The following is a 17,425-nucleotide window of genomic DNA, read 5'->3' as shown; positions in this document are numbered from 1 at the left end:
GCGGTCATGGCGAGAGGGAAACGCCCGGTCACATTCCGAACCCGGAAGCTAAGCCTCTCAGCGCCGATGGTACTGCCCTGGAGACGGGGTGGGAGAGTAGGACACCGCCGGACATACTTTCACCGAAGGGGCCCCAGCATCCGTGCTGGGGCCCCTTCGCCATTCCCGGACGCCCCCCGGCGGAAAGCACACGAGCCGCCGGGCGGAAGGCGCACGAACTGTCGGGCAGAAAGCGCACGAGCTGCCGGGCGGAAAGTGCACGAAGCGCCGGAGCGTCCTGCGGCCCGCGGGTCCTCGTCAGCGGCGAGGACGCGCCTCCTTCGTCGTCGCGCCGACGTTGTCGGCGAACCACGCATTGAGCGTCACGAGATCCCGCCACGACTCGCGGACGCGGTCGAGGGCAGCCGGCGTGTGCAGCCACTCCTCGGGCGTCCAGTGGCGCGTGGCGTACAGGGACCGGTGCTTCAGCAGGTCGATGCTGTCGTCGTCGGCGGAGAAGCCGGCCGGGACGCGGACCAGGCGGTCCCCCTCGATCTCCCACCCGCCGGCCTGCAGGCGGTCCACCTCCGATGCCAGCCGCGGCCCCTGCACGTCGTCGGCAACCGCACGGCGGTACCGCGCGACCTGGTCGGACTCCAGACGCCAGCACCCGCCGGAAGCGACCAGTCCTTCGGCGGAGATCTGCACGTACCAGGAACCCGCGCCGCGGCCCTCGGGCGTGACGACCGCACCCTGGTGCGTCTTGTACGGGGTCTTGTCGTGGCTGAAGCGCACGTCCCGGTAGGGCCGGAACACCTTGGCCGCGCCGAACTCCGGCGCCAGCTCCTCGACCAGCGCAGTCATGGGGGCGCGCACGGAGGCCTCGTACGCCGCGCGGTGCGCCGTCCAGTAGGTCTTGCTGTTGTCGGCCTCCAGGCCCTCGTAGAAGACCAGCCCCTCGTCGGGGAAGCCGCCGAAGCTCATCGGCCCTCGTCCTCCTGCTCCAGCGCGGCGTGCCAGCGCACTTCCCGCAGCGGTTCGTCTCCGGTCTCCAGCGTCCGCGCCCAGCCGTCGGCTGCCCAGCCCGCGGACTCGAAGAAGTCCGCCGAGACGCGATCGGTCTCGAGCAACCACGCCTGCAGCTCCACCACGCCGTCCGCGGAGGCGTGATCGGCGACCGCGGCCAGCAGCCGGCTGCCGTGGCCGCGCCGCCCCCATCGCGGCTCCACCAGCAACGGGCCCAGCTCGGCGGCCGCCGGATCGTCCTCGACCGGCGCGACGGCCGCGAACCCCACCACCTCGTCCCGCTCGAGCGCGACCAGCACGCGGTACCGCGGGGTGGGCGGTGCGGCGATCGCGGCGGCCCACGAGGCGGTGACCCCGTCGGCGTCCCAGTCGTCGAGGACGGCCGCCGGGAGGACCGCGCGGTACGCCGTCCGCCAGGTGGTGCCCTGCACCCGGGCGATCGCCGCGGCGTCGGCGGGACGGGCGGGGCGGACGGAGACGTCGGCCGACCCCGTGAGGCGGGGGAAGGGCGGCAGCGAGGTCACCCCAGCAGCGTATGTGCCCAGCTCCGGGCCGCCGACGTCGTACCCGGCAGGCAGGATGCGACGACGTGACCGCTGTCGAACGGCTGCCCGCCGCGCTGGCCAGGCGCATCGCTCTCGCGGCGCAGGGGTTCGCCGAGCCACGACCGGCCACCGCGATCGGCACACGCCAGTTGCGCCGGCTCACCGATCGGCTGGCGGTGGTGCAGATCGACTCGGTGAACGTGCTGTCCCGCTCGCACTACCTGCCCGCCTTCAGCCGGCTCGGCCCCTACCCGCGACCGTCGCTGGATGCGCTCTCCAACCAGCGGCACGAGCTGTTCGAGTACTGGGCGCACGAGGCGTCGTTCCTCCCGGCGCGCCTGCACCCGTTCCTCCGCTGGCGCATGGCCGCCGCCGACCAGGAGGCGTGGGGCTCGATGACCCGGGTGCAGCGCGAACGGCCCGAGTACGTCGCCGCGCTGCTGGACCGGGTCCGCGCCGACGGCCCGCTCAAGGCCAGCCAGCTGCAGGAGGAGCGCCCCAACCGCCCCGGGAGCATGTGGAACTGGCACGCGGGCAAGGCCGCGCTGGAGTACCTGTTCTTCACCGGCGCGCTCACCGCCACCGCGCGGACCGCCGGCTTCGAGCGGGTCTACGACCTGCCCGAGCGTGTCCTGCCCCGCCACGCCCTGGAGGCGTCCACCCCACCGCGGGCCGACGCCGTCCGGGAGCTGGTCCGCACCGCCGCGCGAGCCCTGGGCGTGGCCACCGAGACCGACCTGCGCGACTACTTCCGCCTCAGCCCTGCCGACGCGAGGACGGCGATCGCCGAACTGACCGACGCCGGGGAGCTCCAGCCGGTCGAGGTCGCCGGCTGGGGGCGCCCGGCCTACCTGGACCCGGCGGCCCGCCGTCCCCGGTGGATCCGGGCGCAGGCCCTGCTGAGCCCGTTCGACTCGCTGGTGTGGGAGCGACCGCGCGTGGAGCGCATCTTCGGCTTCCGCTACCGGCTGGAGATCTACACGCCGGCGGCCAAGCGGGTGCACGGCTACTACGTGCTGCCCTTCCTCCTGGGCGACCGGCTCGTCGCCCGGGTCGACCTCAAGGCCGACCGGCAGGCCGGTGTCCTGCGGGTGCAGGCCGCGCACGCCGAGGAGGGGGTCGAGCGATCCGCGGTCGCCGCCGCGCTGGCCGGGGAGCTGCGGCTGATGGCGGCCTGGATGGACCTCGGCGACGTCGCCGTCGCCGAGCGGGGCGATCTGTGGCCCGGGCTCAGCGGCGCGCTGCGGAGTCCGTCGTCCCCGGGCTGAACCCGGCAAGCCGGCGCACCACCGCCAGCCCGGCCGGCTCGCCCGGCCAGTGCCGCGCCGTGGCGTCGTCGCCGGCGCAGCGGACCACCGAGCGCAGCGCCCACGCGACGACCACCACGTCGTCGGCGTACCCCAGGACCGGCACGACGTCGGGGACGAGGTCGATCGGCGACAGCAGGTAGCCCAGCAGCAGCCACAGCCGGACCCGCAGGCGCCGGGGGAGGCCACGGTCGGCGGCGAGCCGTCGGACGAGCCGCACGACGTCGGGGAGCAGGCGCAGGCCGTCGCGGACGGTCAGCCCGTCCGGGCGGGTCCGCCAGAGGGCGGCGAGCAGCGCCAGCCAGACCAGCAGCAGTCCACCGGCGACCGCGAGCAGCACCCGGCCCCCGTCCACGCCCGTCAGTGTGCCGGGAGCGGAGACCCCCGGCCGTAGGCTCGGTGCGTGCCAGAGGTCGCGCCGCTCCGGGTCCAGGTCATCGCGCAGACGCAGTTCACCCCGCCGGTGGACGTGCCGTGGGAGACCGACGTCGACGGCGGCCAGGCGCTCGCCGAGTTCGCCGGCCGGGCCTGCTACCAGTCCTGGGACAAGCCCGTGCCCGCCACGGCCACCAACGCCGGCTACCTGCGGCACATCCTCGAGGTCGGGCACCTCTCGGTGCTCGAGCACGGCAGCGTCACCATGTACCTGACCGGCATCTCGCGGTCGCTGACCCACGAGTTGGTGCGGCACCGGCACTTCTCCTACAGCCAGCTCTCCCAGCGCTACGTCCCCGAGGACGACGCCGCCGTCGTCGAGCCGGCCGTGATCGCCGAGGACCCGGAGCTGCACGCGCGGTTCCTCGCCGCCACCGAGGCCGCCGCCGCCGCCTACGCCGCGCTGCTCGAGGGGCTGGAACGGCGCCTCGCCGACGTACCCAACGCGGGGCTGCGCCGCAAGCAGGCCCGCCAGGCGGCCCGCGCGGTGCTGCCCAACGCGACCGAGACGCGCATCGTCGTCACGGGCAACTACCGGGCCTGGCGGCACTTCATCGCCATGCGCGCCAGCGAGCACGCCGACGTGGAGATGCGGGAGCTGGCGGTCGCCTGCCTGCGCGAGCTGCAGCGGGTCGCGGGCAACGTGTTCGGCGACTTCCGGGTCAGCGTGCTGGCCGACGGCACCCAGGTGGCTGCGAGCCCGTTCGTCACCGAGGGCTGACGCCTCGTCGGCACCTCCCGGCACCTCCGTCGCTGCCCTTCCGGCGCTGTCGGCAGGCGGTCGTAGGCTCGGACCGTGGCAGCCGCGATCGACACCCAGTACGAAGACCTCCTGCGGCGGATCCTGGAGCAGGGGACGCCGAAGCAGGACCGCACCGGCACCGGCACGGTGAGCCTGTTCGGCGAGCGGCTGCGGTACGACCTGTCGGAGACCTTCCCGCTGGTGACGACCAAGAAGGTGCACTTCCGCTCGGTCGCCGTGGAGCTGCTGTGGTTCCTGCGCGGCGAGAGCAACGTCGGCTGGCTGCGGGACAACGGCGTCACCATCTGGGACGAGTGGGCCTCACCCGAGGGCGAGCTGGGCCCGGTCTACGGGGTCCAGTGGCGGTCCTGGCCGACGCCGGACGGGCGGCAGGTCGACCAGATCGCCGACCTGCTCCAGACGCTGCGCACCGACCCCGACTCCCGGCGCATGATCGTCTCCGCGTGGAACGTCGCCGCGCTGCCGGACATGGCGCTGGCCCCCTGCCACGCGTTCTTCCAGTTCTACGTCGCCGACGGCAAGCTCTCCTGCCAGCTCTACCAGCGCAGCGCCGACATGTTCCTCGGCGTCCCCTTCAACATCGCCAGCTACGCGCTGCTGACCCGCATGCTCGCCGACCAGGTCGGGCTCCAGCCGGGTGACTTCGTGTGGGTCGGCGGGGACTGCCACATCTACAGCAACCACGTCGACCAGGTGCGCGAGCAGCTCTCCCGCGAGGTGCTGCCCTTCCCGACGCTGGAGCTGGCGCCCGCGCCGAGCCTGTTCGACTACACCTTCGAGCATTTCGCGGTCGCCGACTACCGGCACCACCCGGCGATCCGGGCAGCCGTGGCGGTGTGACCGGGTCCGGAGGCCCGCAGGGGCAGCACGGCATCGGGATGGTCTGGGCCCAGGGCCGCGGCGGCGTGATCGGCGCCGACGGCGGGCTGCCCTGGCACCTGCCCGAGGATCTGGCGCTGTTCCGCCGGCTGACCACCGGTTCGACGGTCGTGATGGGCCGGCGCACCTGGGAGTCGCTGCCCGAGCGGTTCCGGCCGCTGCCCGGCCGGCTCAACGTAGTGCTCACCTCCCGCCGCGGGTGGTCCGCCGACGGCGCCCGCCCGGCGACGTCGGTGCAGCAGGCGCTCGACGAGCACCCCTCGTGCTGGGTGATCGGTGGGGGAGCGGTCTACGCGGCCTTCCTGCCGCACGCCGACCGGCTGGTCGTGACCGACGTCGACGTCGCGGTCGAGGGCGACACCTGGGCTCCGGCGCTGGACGGGAGCTGGACGCGGTCGTCTCGGACGCCGGACAGCGGGTGGTCGACATCGGCGGCCGGCCTGCGCTACGCGGTCTCGGAGTACGTGCGCCGTGGGCTCGGCGAGACGTCGGCGCGCGGCTCGGTAGATTCCTCGTCATGACCACCGACCCCGCCCGTCCGTTCGGGCGCGTCCTGACGGCGATGGTCACCCCGCTCGCCGAGGACGGTTCGATCGACCTGTCCGGGGCCCAGCAGCTCGCGGCCCACCTGGTCGACCGCGGCGGCAACGACGGGCTGGTCGTCTTCGGGACGACGGGTGAGTCGCCCACCATGAGCGACGCCGAGCAGCACGCCGTCCTCGAGGTCGTGCTGGACGCGGTGGGCGACCGCGCCACCGTGGTCGCCGGCGTGGGCACCAACGACACGGCCCACTCCATCGACAAGGCGCGGTCGGCCGAGCGGCTCGGCGCCCACGGTCTGCTGGTCGTCACCCCGTACTACAACCGGCCGCCGCAGGCCGGGCTGCTGCGGCACTTCACCTCGATCGCCGACAGCACCGACCTGCCGGTGATGCTCTACGACATCCCGGTGCGCACCGGCCTGCCGATCGAGGTGGAGACCCTCGTGCGCGCCGCCGAGCACCCGCGGATCGTGGCGGTCAAGGACGCCAAGGGAAACCTCGGCGACCTCGCCTGGACGCTGGCCCGCACCGACCTCGCCTACTACAGCGGCGAGGACATGCTGAATCTCCCGATCCTGGCGCTGGGCGGCGTCGGCGTCGTCAGCGTCGTCAGCCACCTCGTCGGTCCGCGCCTGGCCGAGCTGGTCGCCGCCGTCGAGGCGGGCGACCTGGCCACCGCGCGCTCGATCAACGAGAGCCTGCTGCCGGTCTACACCGGCATCTTCCGGACCCAGGGCGTGATCCTGACCAAGGCAGCGCTGCGCGAACTCGGCCTCCCGGCCGGTCCCGTGCGGCCCCCGCTGGTCGATGCCACGCCCGAACAGATCGCGCAGCTGCGCGCAGACCTCGCCGCCGGCGGGGTCCACCTCTGAGAGGCGACGACGTCGTGAGTGGTCAGGTCACCCAGCCCCATCTGGACCTCAAGGCGCCGCCGCCGCTGCCCGAGGGTGGCCTGCGCGTCATGGCCCTCGGCGGCCTCGGCGAGATCGGCCGCAACATGGCCGTGCTCGAGTTCGACGGAAAGCTGCTGGTCATCGACTGCGGCGTCCTGTTCCCCGAGGCCGACCAGCCGGGCGTCGACCTGATCCTGCCGGACTTCGGCGTCATCGAGCACCGCCTCGACGACGTCGTCGCCGTCGTGCTGACCCACGGGCACGAGGACCACATCGGGGCCATCCCGTACCTGCTGCGCATGCGCGAGGACATCCCGCTGGTCGGCTCGCGGTTCACCCTCGCGCTCGTCGCGGCCAAGCTGCGCGAGCACCGGCTGGACGCGACGCTGGTGGAGGTCGCCGCCGGCGACGACCACCTGGCCGGGCCGTTCCACTGCGAGTTCATCTCGGTGAACCACTCGATCCCCGACGCGCTGGCCGTCGCGGTGCACACCCCGGCGGGCGTGCTGGTGCACACCGGCGACTTCAAGATGGACCAGCTGCCGCTCGACGGCGTCCTCACCGACCTGGGCGCCTTCGCGCGGCTCGGCGTCGAGGGCATCGACCTGCTGCTGGCCGACTCCACCAACGCCGAGGTGCCCGGCTTCGTCACCCCGGAGCGGTCCATCGGCCCGGTGCTCGACGACGTCTTCGCCCGCGCCTCGCAGCGGCTGATCGTCTCCAGCTTCGCCAGCCACGTGCACCGCATCCAACAGGTGCTCGACTGCGCCGACAAGCACGGCCGCAAGGTGGCGCTGGTGGGCCGCTCGATGGTCCGCAACATGGGTGTGGCCCGCGACCTGGGGCTGCTGCGTGTGGCGCCCGGCCTGATGGTCTCCCTGGACGACGCCGCGAAGATGCCGGCGGAGCAGGTCGTGCTGGTCAGCACCGGGTCGCAGGGCGAGCCGCTGTCCGCGCTGGGACGCATGGCTCGCGGCGACCACCACCAGGTCACCATCGAGGCCGGCGACACCGTCGTCCTCGCCTCGTCGCTGGTGCCGGGCAACGAGACCGCGGTCTACAAGGTCATCAACGGGCTGGCCCGCCTCGGCGCGACCGTGGTGCACAAGGAGACGGCGCGGGTGCACGTCTCCGGGCACGCGCCGGCCGGTGAGCTGCGCACGCTGCTGAACGTCGCCAAGCCGCGCTACCTGATGCCCGTGCACGGCGAGTGGCGGCACCTGCGGGCGCACGCCAAGCTCGCCGAGGAGACGGGCATGGCCACCGACCGCATCCTGCTGGCCGAGGACGGCGTCGTCGTCGACCTCGTCGACGGCAAGGCGACCATCGTCGGCTCGGTGCCGATCGGCAACGTGTACGTCGACGGGCTGAACGTCGGTGACGTCGGCGAGGAGTCGCTGCAGGCCCGTCGCATCCTCGGCGACGAGGGCTTCGTCGCGCTGACCGTGGTGGTCGAGCCGTCCACCCGCACGATCGTGCGACCGGTGCACCTGTCGACGAAGGGCTTCTCCGACGACCCGTCGGCGTTCGACGAGGTGCTCCGCCTGGTGGAGGACAACCTGCGCCGGGCGCTGCAGGACGACGACGTCGACGCGCACCGGATGTCGCAGATCATCCGACGCACGGTGGGCAAGTGGGTGTCGGACAAGCACCGCCGCCGCCCGATGATCATCCCGACCGTCCTCGAGGTCTGACGGTCCCGACCTCCGCCGAGGGGTCGGGCCGGACCCTCGAGCCCACGCCCGTGGAGGGGGCCGTGCGGTCACCTTCCGGCCCTCATCGTCGGTGCGCGGGGATCAGGTGACCTGAGATCAGCGAGCGTCCTCCCTCAGCGTCGGCGGTGAGGCAGGACGCTGCGCGATCAGGTCACCTGATCATGATCGGCGCGATGCCCTCGTCGGCGGGCAACGCGAAGCCCCAGACCTGGGCGTAGAACGACAGCTCGCCGTCCAGGGCGGCGCGGATGTTCTCCGCCTTCCGGAAGCCGTGCTGCTCGCCGGGGAAGAGCAGGTAGGCGTGCGGCACGCCCCTGTCCCGCAGCGCGGCGACGATCGCCTCGGCCTGCGACGGCGGGACGACGGCGTCCTCCTCGCCCTGGAAGACGGCGAGCGGGGTGTCCAGGGTGCCGACGTGGTTGACGGGTGACCGCTCGGCGTAGACGTCCGCGCCTTCGGGCCAGGGCGCGACCAGCCCGTCGAGGTAGCGCGACTCGAACTTGTGCGTCTCGGCGGCCAGCGCCGCGAGGTCGGCCACGCCGAAGTGGCTGGCCCCGGCGGTGAACACCCCCGGGCGCATGCTGAGCGCCGCGAGCACCGTGTAGCCGCCGGCCGAGCCGCCGCGGATGGCCATCCGCGACGGGGCCACCCGGCCGCGGTCGGCCAGGTGCCGGGCGCAGGCGACCACGTCGTCGAGGTCCACGACGCCCCACCGCCCCTGCAGCGCGTCGCGGTAGCGGCGGCCGTAGCCGGTGGAGCCGCGGTAGTCGACGTGGGCGACGCAGAAGCCGCGGGACGTGAAGTACTGGATCTCGAGGTTGAGCACGCGGTCGTGGCTGGACGTGGGGCCGCCGTGGACCATGACGATCAGCGGTGGCAACCCGCCGTCCGGGGTCACGTCCGGGTTGGTCGGCGGGTAGACGACGGCGTGCGCCGCAGCGATGCCGGTGCCGTCGTCCGGCGTCGGGAAGGTGACGAACTCCGGCCGCGCGAACCACGCCGGGTCCAGCCCGAGGTCGCGCGCCGGGCGCAGCACCTCGACGGCTCCGCTGTCGGCGTCGACCGACAGCACCACCCGCTCGGCCGCCGGGCCGCCGGCCGCGCAGACGATCCGGGTCCCCTGCGCGCGTACGAAGCCGAACGAGGTGTACGGCAGGTCGAACTCGCGGAGCTCGCCGCCGGGAGAGAGGACCGCGAGCCGGTCGGCGCCGTCGCGGCCGTAGGCCAGCGCGATCCGGCCGTCGTCCAGCAGCGCGTACCGGCTCAGGTCGAACCGCCACTGCGGACCGGCGATGTCGCTGCCGACGTCCAGGACCAGCTCCGTCCCGCCGTCGGGGCGTCGCCGGTAGAGGGACCAGACATCGGTGCGGTCGCAGAGGAACCACAGCGAGCCGTCCGGCCCCCACGTCGGCTGCACCACCGATTCCCCGGGGCCGCCGGACACGACCATCTCGTTACCGTCACCCGACCGGACGACCAGCTGCGCGGCGTCCCAGGGCATCCTGGGGTGGTTCCATTGCAGCCAGGCCAGCGAGGAGCCGTCGGGGGAGAGCCGCGGGTCGGAGACGAAGTCCGGGCCGCTCACCAGCACCTCGGAGCAGCCGTCGGCCGACACCCGCACGATCTCGTCGACCACCTCCGCGGCGGCACCGGAGGCGGTATGCGTCTCGCGCACCGCCAGCACGCCGTCGGGGGTGACCCGCAGGTCGGCGTGACGGGCACCCGCTGGGATCGCCGGCTCCGCGGTCACGGCGACGGGGGATCCGCCGTCGGTGCCGATTCGGTACAGCCGCTGGTCCGAGTGGTTCGTGAACCACAGGACGCCGCGAGACACCGTCCACGCGCCGCCGCCGTACTCGTGGACCCGGGTGCGGGCGTCGAACGGCGCCGGGAGGGCGTCGGTCACCACGCCGTCCGGGGTGCGCCGCACGAGCACCGTGCGGCCGCCCTCGGCGGGGCGCGACTCGGCCCACCAGACCTCGTCGCCGTCGACGACCACCTCCTCGAGGCGGGCGGCCGACCGGACGACGAGCTCCGAGGTGAGGGGCGTGGGCCAGCTGCCGTGGGGGCGCGGGGCGCTCATGGCCGTGACGGTAGCCGGGGCCATCCTGGTGGTCGGCGCTTGCCGGGACCGGGTCCGGACCTGTGGCCGGACCGGGAACCGGCCACTAGCGTGGATCCACGGTGGCGTCCGGGCGCCGTTCCAGGCAGGCAGGTGGATGCCCCGCGACGGCCGGAGCCGCAGTGCCCGTGGCAGGCCACGGTCTCCCGACCAGGATGGACGGTCGACCGGGGCCGGGCGCACCTCCGAGCGGAAAGGGGGATGGGGCGATGGGGCCGCCGAGCGGTCCCGGGCCCCGGACCACCTATGGACGACCACGACCACGACCACCCGCAGTACAGCGAGCTGTCCGAGATGGACGCGAGGGTCCGCGCGCTCGAGACCCTGCTGACCGAGAAGGGTCTGGTGGACCGGGCCGCCCTGGACGCCGTGGTGGAGCGCTACGAGAAGGAGGTCGGTCCGCACAACGGTGCCCAGGTCGTCGCCAAGGCCTGGACGGACGCGGAGTACCGGCGGTGGCTGCTCGAGGACGCGGACGCCGCCATCGCCTCGCTCGGGCACGTGGGGCGCCAGGGGGAGCACATGGTCGCCCTGGAGAACACCCCGGAGCGGCACAACATGGTGGTGTGCACCCTCTGCTCGTGCTACCCGTGGCCCGTGCTCGGGCTCCCGCCGGTCTGGTACAAGTCGCCGGCCTACCGTTCGAAGGTGGTGATCGACCCGCGCGGGGTGCTGGCGGACTTCGGCGTCTCGTTGCCCGAGGGAACCCAGATCAAGGTCTGGGACTCGACGGCGGAGATGCGCTACCTGGTCATCCCGGTGCGCCCTGAGGGGACGGACGGCATGAGCGAGGGGCAACTGGCCGAGCTCGTGACCCGGGACAGCATGATCGGCACCGGGCTCGTCCACGCCCCGTCGGGAGCCGCGCGGTGAACGGCGTGCACGACACGGGGGGCATGCAGGGGTTCGGACCGGTCACCGCGGAGCCCGGCGAACCCCCGTTCCACGACGAGTGGGAGAGGCGCGCCTTCGCCATCACGCTGGCACTGGGTGCACTCGGGCTCTGGAACATCGACCAGATGCGGCACGAGCGCGAGTCCCTGTCCCCGGCCGAGTACCTGACCAGCAGCTACTACCGCATCTGGTTCCTCGCGGTGGAGCGCGCGGTCCGCGAGCTCGAGCTCCTGGACCGGGAGGGCCTGAGGGCACGCACCGCCGAGGAACTCACCGGGCTGTTCTCGTCACGGTCCAGCTACGAGCGCCCCATCGGGACCGGGCCGGTCTTCCGGGCGGGGCAGCGGGTGCGGACCCGCACCATCAACCCGAGCGGGCACACGCGTCTTCCCCGCTATGCGCGCGGCCGTGTCGGCACCGTGCTCGCGGTCCGTGGTGCGCACGTCTTCCCCGATCGCAATGCAGTGCCGCTCGGCCAGGAGCCGGACCCCGCCCCCGAATGGCTCTACACCGTCGATTTCAGCGCGGGTGAGCTCTGGGGCGAGGGCGCCGACCCGACCGTCACCGTGTCGATCGACGCCTGGGAGCCCTATCTGGAGGCCGCCTGATGGACACGACCGCCGCGGGGACGCTGGCGCGCATCTCCGCGGCTGCGGGTGCCGAGCTGCCGCTGCCGCCGCCCAGCGAGCAGGTCTTCGCCGCTCCCTGGCAGGCGCAGGTCTTCGCGATGACCGTGACCCTGCACGAGGCGGGTGCGTTCTCGTGGTCGGAGTGGGCACGCACCCTGGGGCGGCATGTCTCCGGTGGCCGGCCCGACGGCAGCGACTACTACGAGCGCTGGGCCGACGCGCTGGCAGAGATGCTCCGCAACCGGGGCATCGCGACCCAGGAGGACATGGAGCGGGCGACGAGAGCCTGGCACGAGGCCGCCGCCCGCACGCCGCACGGGATGCCGATCGAGTTGTGATCGACGGGGGTGCCGACCGGATGCGCCGCTCCCCGGGCACGTCCGACGGGCCGGTCCGGCGGCAGTCGGGTCGGAAGACGGACGCCGCGTGCGGGACACGACACCCGGCCTGGCCGTCCCGGGCCCTTGTCGGGATTACCGTCTGACGCATGCCTGCCCGCACCACGTCGACGCGCCGGCCGGCCGCCACCCGCAGCCGGTCCGGATCGACGGCGGCGAGCAAGAAGCGGCCGCCCGCCAAGCGCGCTCCCAATCGCCGTCCGGCCGCCAAGAAGAAGCAGCCGTCCGGTCCCGGTTTCTGGCGGATCGCCAGCGGGGGGTGGAACCTGCTCGCCCGGGGGGCCGGCGGGCTGGCCCGGTCGGTCGCCCGGCCGGAGGAGGCCGAGCCGCTCGCCCCGGAGCACCGCCGTGACGGGGTCGGCCTGGCCGTCCTCGGCCTGGCGATCGTGCTCGGGGCGGCCGCGTGGAGCGACGGCATCGGCCCGGTCGGGGCCGCCCTGACCGGTGGGGTCCGCTGGGTCATCGGCTCGCTCGTGATGGCGCTGCCCGTCGTCCTGTTCTTCGCCGCACTTCGGCTGCTACGCCGCGGACCGCGCCCGGAGGCGCGCGGTCGCCTGGCCATCGGCTGGCTCTGCGCGATCGCCTCGATCCTCGGCGTCGCCCAGGTGCTCGGTTCGCCGGCCAACCCGCAGGAAGGCCGTCCGGGCTCTGGCGGGCTGGTCGGCTGGGCCGTCGGCACGCCCCTGGTCGCCGGGCTCGGCGCCGTCGTCACCGTCGTCCTGCTGTTCCTGCTGGCCTTCTTCGGCCTTCTCGTCATCACCGCCACGCCGGTCCACCAGATCCCCGAGCGGCTGCGCGAGTTCACCGACCGGCTGCTGGGCCGGGAGGACTACGACGAGGACTACGACGAGTACGACGACGAGGAGGACGAGGAGCCCGCACCCGAGGGCCGTCGCCGTCGCTCCCTGTCGGAGGACCTGCTCACCACCGGCCCGATCGACCACGGCGCCTACGCGGAGGCTCCCGAGGCCACCCGCACGACCGACCCCGAGCACACCGTGCTGGCGTCCCCGCCGCCGGTACCGGCCGCCCGACCGCCGATCGTGGACCGCACCTCCCCGCCCGAGGAGCTGCCGCCGATCACCGAGCCGGAGCAGCTCTCCATCCAGCCGGTCGAGGGCGACTACGTCCTCCCGGCGCTGTCCATGCTGCGGCCCGGCGACCCGCCGCGGGCCCGGTCCAAGGCCAACGACGTCGCCATCGAGGCGATCAGCGGCGTGCTCGACCAGTTCAACATCGACGCCGCCGTCACCGGCTTCACCCGCGGCCCGACGGTCACCCGCTACGAGGTGGAGCTCGGCCAGGGCGTCAAGGTCGAGAAGATCACCGCGCTGACCCGCAACATGGCCTACGCGGTGGCCAACGACAACATCCGGATCCTGGCCCCGATCCCCGGCAAGTCCGCCGTCGGCATCGAGGTGCCCAACACCGACCGCGAGAAGGTCAGCCTCGGCGACGTGCTGCGCTCGCAGGCCGCCAAGCAGGACCCGCACCCGATGCTGGTCGGCCTCGGCAAGGACATCGAGGGCGGCTTCGTCTGCGCCAACCTGGCGAAGATGCCGCACCTGCTGGTGGCCGGTGCCACCGGTGCCGGTAAGTCCAGCTGCGTCAACTCGATCCTGACCTCGCTGCTGCTGCGCGCGACCCCCGACCAGCTGCGGATGATCCTGGTCGACCCCAAGATGGTCGAGCTCACGCCCTACGACGGCATCCCGCACCTGATCACGCCGATCATCACCGACCCCAAGAAGGCCGCCACCGCGCTGGCCTGGCTGGTCGAGGAGATGGAGCAGCGCTACCAGGACATGAAGTCCACCGGTGTGCGCCACATCGACGACTTCAACCGCAAGGTGGACAAGGGCGAGATCACCGTCCCGCCGGGCAGCGAGCGGGTCTACCGCCGCTACCCCTACATCCTGGCGATCGTCGACGAGCTCGCCGACCTGATGATGGTCGCCCCGCGGGACGTCGAGGAGCACATCGTCCGGATCACCCAGAAGGCCCGTGCCGCGGGCATCCACCTGATCCTGGCCACGCAGCGCCCGTCGGTCGACGTCGTCACCGGCCTGATCAAGGCCAACGTGCCCTCGCGCCTGGCCTTCTCGACCTCCAGCCTCACCGACAGCCGGGTCATCCTCGACCAGCCGGGTGCGGAGAAGCTCATCGGCATGGGCGACGCGCTCTTCATGCCGATCGGCGCCGGCAAGCCGATGCGCGTCCAGGGTGCCTTCGTCTCCGACGCCGAGATCGAGGCGGTCGTCGAGTTCAGCAAGCGCCAGGCCGAGCCCGAGTACCGCGAGGAGGTCTTCTCCGCCGGCAGCGCGGCCGGCGAGCAGAAGGAGATCGACGAGGACATCGGCGGCGACCTCGACCTGCTCGTGCAGGCCGTGGAGCTCATCGTCACCAGCCAGTTCGGCTCGACGTCGATGCTGCAGCGCAAGCTGCGGGTCGGCTTCGCCAAGGCCGGCCGGCTCATGGACCTCATGGAGAGCCGCGGCATCGTCGGCCCCTCCGAGGGTTCCAAGGCCCGCGACGTCCTCATCAAGCCCGACGAGCTGGAGTCCGTGCTGTTCACACTCCGCGGCGGCGCGGCCTGATCACGTCGGCGGCCGCGCAGAGGGGCGAGGTCGTCGCCCGGCTCACCCTCCGCGGCGGCGCGGCCTGATCACGTCGGCGGCCGCGCAGAGGGGCGAGCGGGCAGTGGGGGAGACCTCACCCGGATCACCCCGCCGAGCGGTGGGGACATCGCATCCGGCGACTACGATGGCCGGGTGACAGCCGCGCCCGACCATGCCCGGACCGTGGCGGTGGTGACGCTCGGATGTGCCCGCAACGAGGTCGACTCCGAAGAGCTGGCCGGCCGCCTGGCCGCCGAGGGCTACCAGCTCGTCGACGACGCCGACGGCGCCGACGCCGTCCTGGTCAACACCTGCGGCTTCATCGAGACGGCCAAGAAGGACTCGGTCGACGCGATCCTGGCCGCCACCGACTCCGGTGCCTCCGTCGTCGCGGTCGGCTGCATGGCCGAGCGGTACGGCTCGGAACTGGCCGGGGCGCTGCCCGAGGCCACCGTCCTGGGCTTCGACGACTACGCCGACATCGGCGGCCGGCTCGACGACGTCCTGTCCGGTCGTCCCCTGGTGCCGCACACCCCGCGCGACCGCCGCACGCTCCTGCCGATCAGCCCCGTCCAGCGCACCGCCGCCGTCGCGGCGTCGGACTCGCCGGCCATCCCCGGGCACGACTGGCTGCGCCGCAAGCGGCTGGCCTCCGGCCCGACGGCAGCGCTGAAGCTGGCCTCCGGCTGCGACCGGCGCTGCTCCTTCTGCGCCATCCCCACCTTCCGCGGCGCATTCGTGTCCCGGCCGCCGGCCGAGGTGCTCGGCGAGGCGCAGTGGCTGGCCTCCCAGGGCGTCACCGAGCTGGTGCTGGTCAGCGAGAACTCCACGTCCTACGGCAAGGACCTGGGCGACCTCCGCTCCCTGGAGAAGCTGCTCCCCGAGCTGGCCGCGGTCGAGGGCGTCGTCCGCGTGCGCGTCGCGTACCTGCAGCCGGCGGAGCTGCGCCCCGGGCTGCTGGAGCTCATCGCCGGCGGCGGCGGGGGCATCGCCCCGTACTTCGACCTGTCCTTCCAGCACTCCTCGCCCACGCTGCTGCGCCGCATGCGCCGGTTCGGCGGCACCGAGGACTTCCTGCGCACCATCGAGCGCGCCCGTAGCCTGGCCCCCGACGCCGGGTTCCGCACCAACGTCATCCTCGGCTTCCCGGGGGAGACCGAGGAGGACGTCGCGGAGCTGGAGCGCTTCCTCACCGAGGGCCGCCTGGACGCGGTCGGTGTCTTCGGCTACTCCGACGAGGAGGGCACCGAGGCCATGCGGCTGCCCGGAAAGCTCGACCAGGCCGAGATCGACGCGCGCGTCCGGCGGGTCACCGACCTCGTCGAGGAGCTGACCGCCCAGCGGGCGGAGGACCGGATCGGCGACCGGGTCGAGGTCCTGCTCACCGAGGACCTCGCCGACGACGAGGGCCCCGGCACCTGGCTCGGCCACGCCGCCCACCAGGACCCCGACTCCGACGGCACCACCACGGTCACCGGCGTCCCCGACGGCGCGGTCGCCGGCCGGCTGGTCACCGCCGAGGTCGTGGGCACCGACGGCATCGACCTGGTGGCGCGCGTGCTCGTGCCCGCCGTCACGCCGGCCGGGCGGTGAGCGCGGTGACCGACGTCGCCCCCGACCCTGCAGCGACCCCGCCGCAGTCGGCCAAGCTGGTCAACCTCCCCAACGCCCTGACCGTGCTTCGGCTGGCCGTCGTCCCGGTGTTCGCCGTGCTCCTGCTCAAGGACGACGGGCTGGACGACGCCGGCCGCTACTGGGCGACGCTGGTCTTCGGGCTGGCCATCATCACCGACCGGTACGACGGGCAGATCGCGCGGCGCACCGGCCAGGTGACCGAGTTCGGCAAGCTGGCCGACCCGATCGCCGACAAGGCGCTCACCGGCACGGCGCTCATCGGGCTCTCCGTGCTCGCGTTCCTGCCCTGGTGGGTCACGGCGGTGATCCTGGTCCGCGAGGTAGGGGTCACCCTGCTGCGCTTCTGGGTCATCCGCCACGGGGTGATCGCGGCCAGCCGGGGCGGCAAGGCGAAGACCGTCGTCCAGGCGCTGGCCATCGCCCTCTACATCCTGCCGCTGAGCGGCCTGATGGCCTCGGCCCGCTGGTGGGTCATGGCCGTGGCCGTGGTGCTCACGGTGCTGTCCGGCCTCGACTACGTCTACCGCGCCGTCACGCTGCGCCAGACCAGCGCCCGCGCGATGCGTGCCGCGACCGCCCGCCGCGCCGCAGGGCCGAGCACCGGCACCCGCACCGACACCGCCGCCTGAGCCGCCACCCCGCCGGTCGGGTACGGGGTCCGCGACCGGCGGGTCCTCAGAACATCGGCCCCTCGGGTGCCGTGCCGAGCGCCATGGCACCGGCCGGGTCCAGGTCACAGCGCAGCCGAACCGGGCCGGCCGCGGCGGGCCCGGGCAGGCGCTCCGCGCCGCGGGCACGGCTGCCCACCCGCACCTCCAGCAGCGGCTGCCCGTCGACCGGTCCGGGCAGCGGGACGACCGCGGCCAGGCCGATGGAGTAGTCGGTCGTGATCCCGCCGCCCGACCACACCTCGCGGCCGTCGAGCAGCACGGTCACCTCATCGTCCCGGAAGCCCGTCCCGAGCTCCAGCACCGCCGGCTCCGTCATGGTGGTAATGGTGCCGCCTCCGGGGCCGGGAGCGGGATGCTCGCTCCCGGCCCCGTCG

17 protein-coding genes and 1 rRNA gene are annotated in these 17,425 nt (G+C 73.4%); 13 read left to right on the top strand and 5 right to left on the bottom strand.

Annotated elements, in window-relative coordinates:
- Window positions 1–113 (top strand): 5S ribosomal RNA (gene rrf / locus C5507_RS08290); the annotation flags it as partial.
- A 184-nt stretch (window positions 114–297) separates the two neighbouring features.
- Here rrf and C5507_RS08285 read toward each other — a convergent pair.
- Together C5507_RS08285 and C5507_RS08280 are read right to left on the bottom strand one after the other, a co-directional pair.
- Window positions 298–963 (bottom strand): DUF2461 domain-containing protein, encoded by a 666-nt coding sequence (locus C5507_RS08285; protein ID WP_104528053.1) that lies wholly within the window; start codon window positions 961–963, stop codon window positions 298–300.
- Window positions 960–1,529: a GNAT family N-acetyltransferase gene (locus tag C5507_RS08280; protein WP_104528052.1), complete on the bottom strand. Its 570-nt coding sequence runs from the start codon at window positions 1,527–1,529 to the stop codon at window positions 960–962. The genes C5507_RS08285 and C5507_RS08280 overlap by 4 nt, the downstream gene beginning before the upstream one ends.
- A gap of 65 nt (window positions 1,530–1,594) precedes the next feature.
- On the opposite strand from C5507_RS08280, the gene C5507_RS08275 reads away from it, so the two are divergent.
- Window positions 1,595–2,818, top strand: coding sequence for a winged helix-turn-helix domain-containing protein (locus tag C5507_RS08275; RefSeq protein WP_104528051.1), 1,224 nt, complete (start codon window positions 1,595–1,597; stop codon window positions 2,816–2,818).
- Here C5507_RS08275 and C5507_RS08270 read toward each other — a convergent pair.
- Window positions 2,781–3,212 (bottom strand): YkvA family protein, encoded by a 432-nt coding sequence (locus tag C5507_RS08270; protein ID WP_104528050.1) that lies wholly within the window; start codon window positions 3,210–3,212, stop codon window positions 2,781–2,783. The two genes, C5507_RS08275 and C5507_RS08270, sit on opposite strands and share 38 nt — an antisense overlap.
- A 48-nt stretch (window positions 3,213–3,260) precedes the next feature.
- Between C5507_RS08270 and thyX the strand changes: the two genes are divergently transcribed.
- From thyX to C5507_RS08245, 5 genes are all read left to right on the top strand, one after another.
- Complete coding sequence (gene thyX, locus C5507_RS08265; protein ID WP_104528049.1) at window positions 3,261–4,013, top strand: FAD-dependent thymidylate synthase; 753 nt, start codon at window positions 3,261–3,263, stop codon at window positions 4,011–4,013.
- 75 nt (window positions 4,014–4,088) lie between these two features.
- A complete protein-coding gene (locus C5507_RS08260) occupies window positions 4,089–4,895 on the top strand; it encodes a thymidylate synthase (protein WP_104528048.1) in 807 nt (268 codons plus the stop codon).
- Window positions 4,892–5,455 (top strand): dihydrofolate reductase, encoded by a 564-nt coding sequence (locus tag C5507_RS08255; RefSeq protein WP_242611104.1) that lies wholly within the window; start codon window positions 4,892–4,894, stop codon window positions 5,453–5,455. Before C5507_RS08260 ends, C5507_RS08255 begins: the two co-directional genes overlap by 4 nt.
- Window positions 5,452–6,348, top strand: coding sequence for a 4-hydroxy-tetrahydrodipicolinate synthase (gene dapA, locus C5507_RS08250; RefSeq protein WP_104528047.1), 897 nt, complete (start codon window positions 5,452–5,454; stop codon window positions 6,346–6,348). The genes C5507_RS08255 and dapA overlap by 4 nt, the downstream gene beginning before the upstream one ends.
- A gap of 14 nt (window positions 6,349–6,362) precedes the next feature.
- Window positions 6,363–8,063: a ribonuclease J gene (locus C5507_RS08245; RefSeq protein WP_104528046.1), complete on the top strand. Its 1,701-nt coding sequence runs from the start codon at window positions 6,363–6,365 to the stop codon at window positions 8,061–8,063.
- A gap of 172 nt (window positions 8,064–8,235) precedes the next feature.
- Here the strand turns inward: C5507_RS08245 and C5507_RS08240 are convergent, their stop codons facing one another.
- Window positions 8,236–10,167, bottom strand: a complete 1,932-nt coding sequence (locus tag C5507_RS08240) for an alpha/beta hydrolase family protein (RefSeq protein WP_104528045.1) — start codon at window positions 10,165–10,167, stop codon at window positions 8,236–8,238.
- Between the two features lie 285 nt (window positions 10,168–10,452).
- Between C5507_RS08240 and nthA the strand changes: the two genes are divergently transcribed.
- From nthA to pgsA, 6 genes are all read left to right on the top strand, one after another.
- Window positions 10,453–11,079: a nitrile hydratase subunit alpha gene (nthA, locus tag C5507_RS08235; RefSeq protein WP_104528044.1), complete on the top strand. Its 627-nt coding sequence runs from the start codon at window positions 10,453–10,455 to the stop codon at window positions 11,077–11,079.
- Window positions 11,080–11,084: 5 nt separating this feature from the next.
- On the top strand, window positions 11,085–11,708 hold the full coding sequence (gene nthB / locus C5507_RS08230; protein WP_207225779.1) for a nitrile hydratase subunit beta: 624 nt from the start codon (window positions 11,085–11,087) through the stop codon (window positions 11,706–11,708).
- Complete coding sequence (locus C5507_RS08225; protein WP_104528042.1) at window positions 11,708–12,067, top strand: nitrile hydratase accessory protein; 360 nt, start codon at window positions 11,708–11,710, stop codon at window positions 12,065–12,067. Before nthB ends, C5507_RS08225 begins: the two co-directional genes overlap by 1 nt.
- A 149-nt stretch (window positions 12,068–12,216) precedes the next feature.
- Window positions 12,217–14,724, top strand: coding sequence for an FtsK/SpoIIIE family DNA translocase (locus C5507_RS08220; protein WP_104528041.1), 2,508 nt, complete (start codon window positions 12,217–12,219; stop codon window positions 14,722–14,724).
- 213 nt (window positions 14,725–14,937) lie between these two features.
- Window positions 14,938–16,338 (top strand): MiaB/RimO family radical SAM methylthiotransferase, encoded by a 1,401-nt coding sequence (locus tag C5507_RS08215; RefSeq protein WP_242611103.1) that lies wholly within the window; start codon window positions 14,938–14,940, stop codon window positions 16,336–16,338.
- Between the two features lie 5 nt (window positions 16,339–16,343).
- Window positions 16,344–17,009, top strand: a complete 666-nt coding sequence (gene pgsA, locus C5507_RS08210) for a CDP-diacylglycerol--glycerol-3-phosphate 3-phosphatidyltransferase (protein ID WP_242611102.1) — start codon at window positions 16,344–16,346, stop codon at window positions 17,007–17,009.
- A gap of 46 nt (window positions 17,010–17,055) precedes the next feature.
- Here the strand turns inward: pgsA and C5507_RS08205 are convergent, their stop codons facing one another.
- Window positions 17,056–17,367, bottom strand: a complete 312-nt coding sequence (locus tag C5507_RS08205) for a hypothetical protein (protein WP_130504236.1) — start codon at window positions 17,365–17,367, stop codon at window positions 17,056–17,058.
- Window positions 17,368–17,425: the final 58 nt, after the last annotated feature.

The sequence above is a fragment of the Blastococcus saxobsidens genome (assembly GCF_002938435.1).
Classification (GTDB): domain Bacteria; phylum Actinomycetota; class Actinomycetes; order Mycobacteriales; family Geodermatophilaceae; genus Blastococcus; species Blastococcus saxobsidens.
This window is presented reverse-complemented; position numbering and strand designations above follow the sequence as displayed.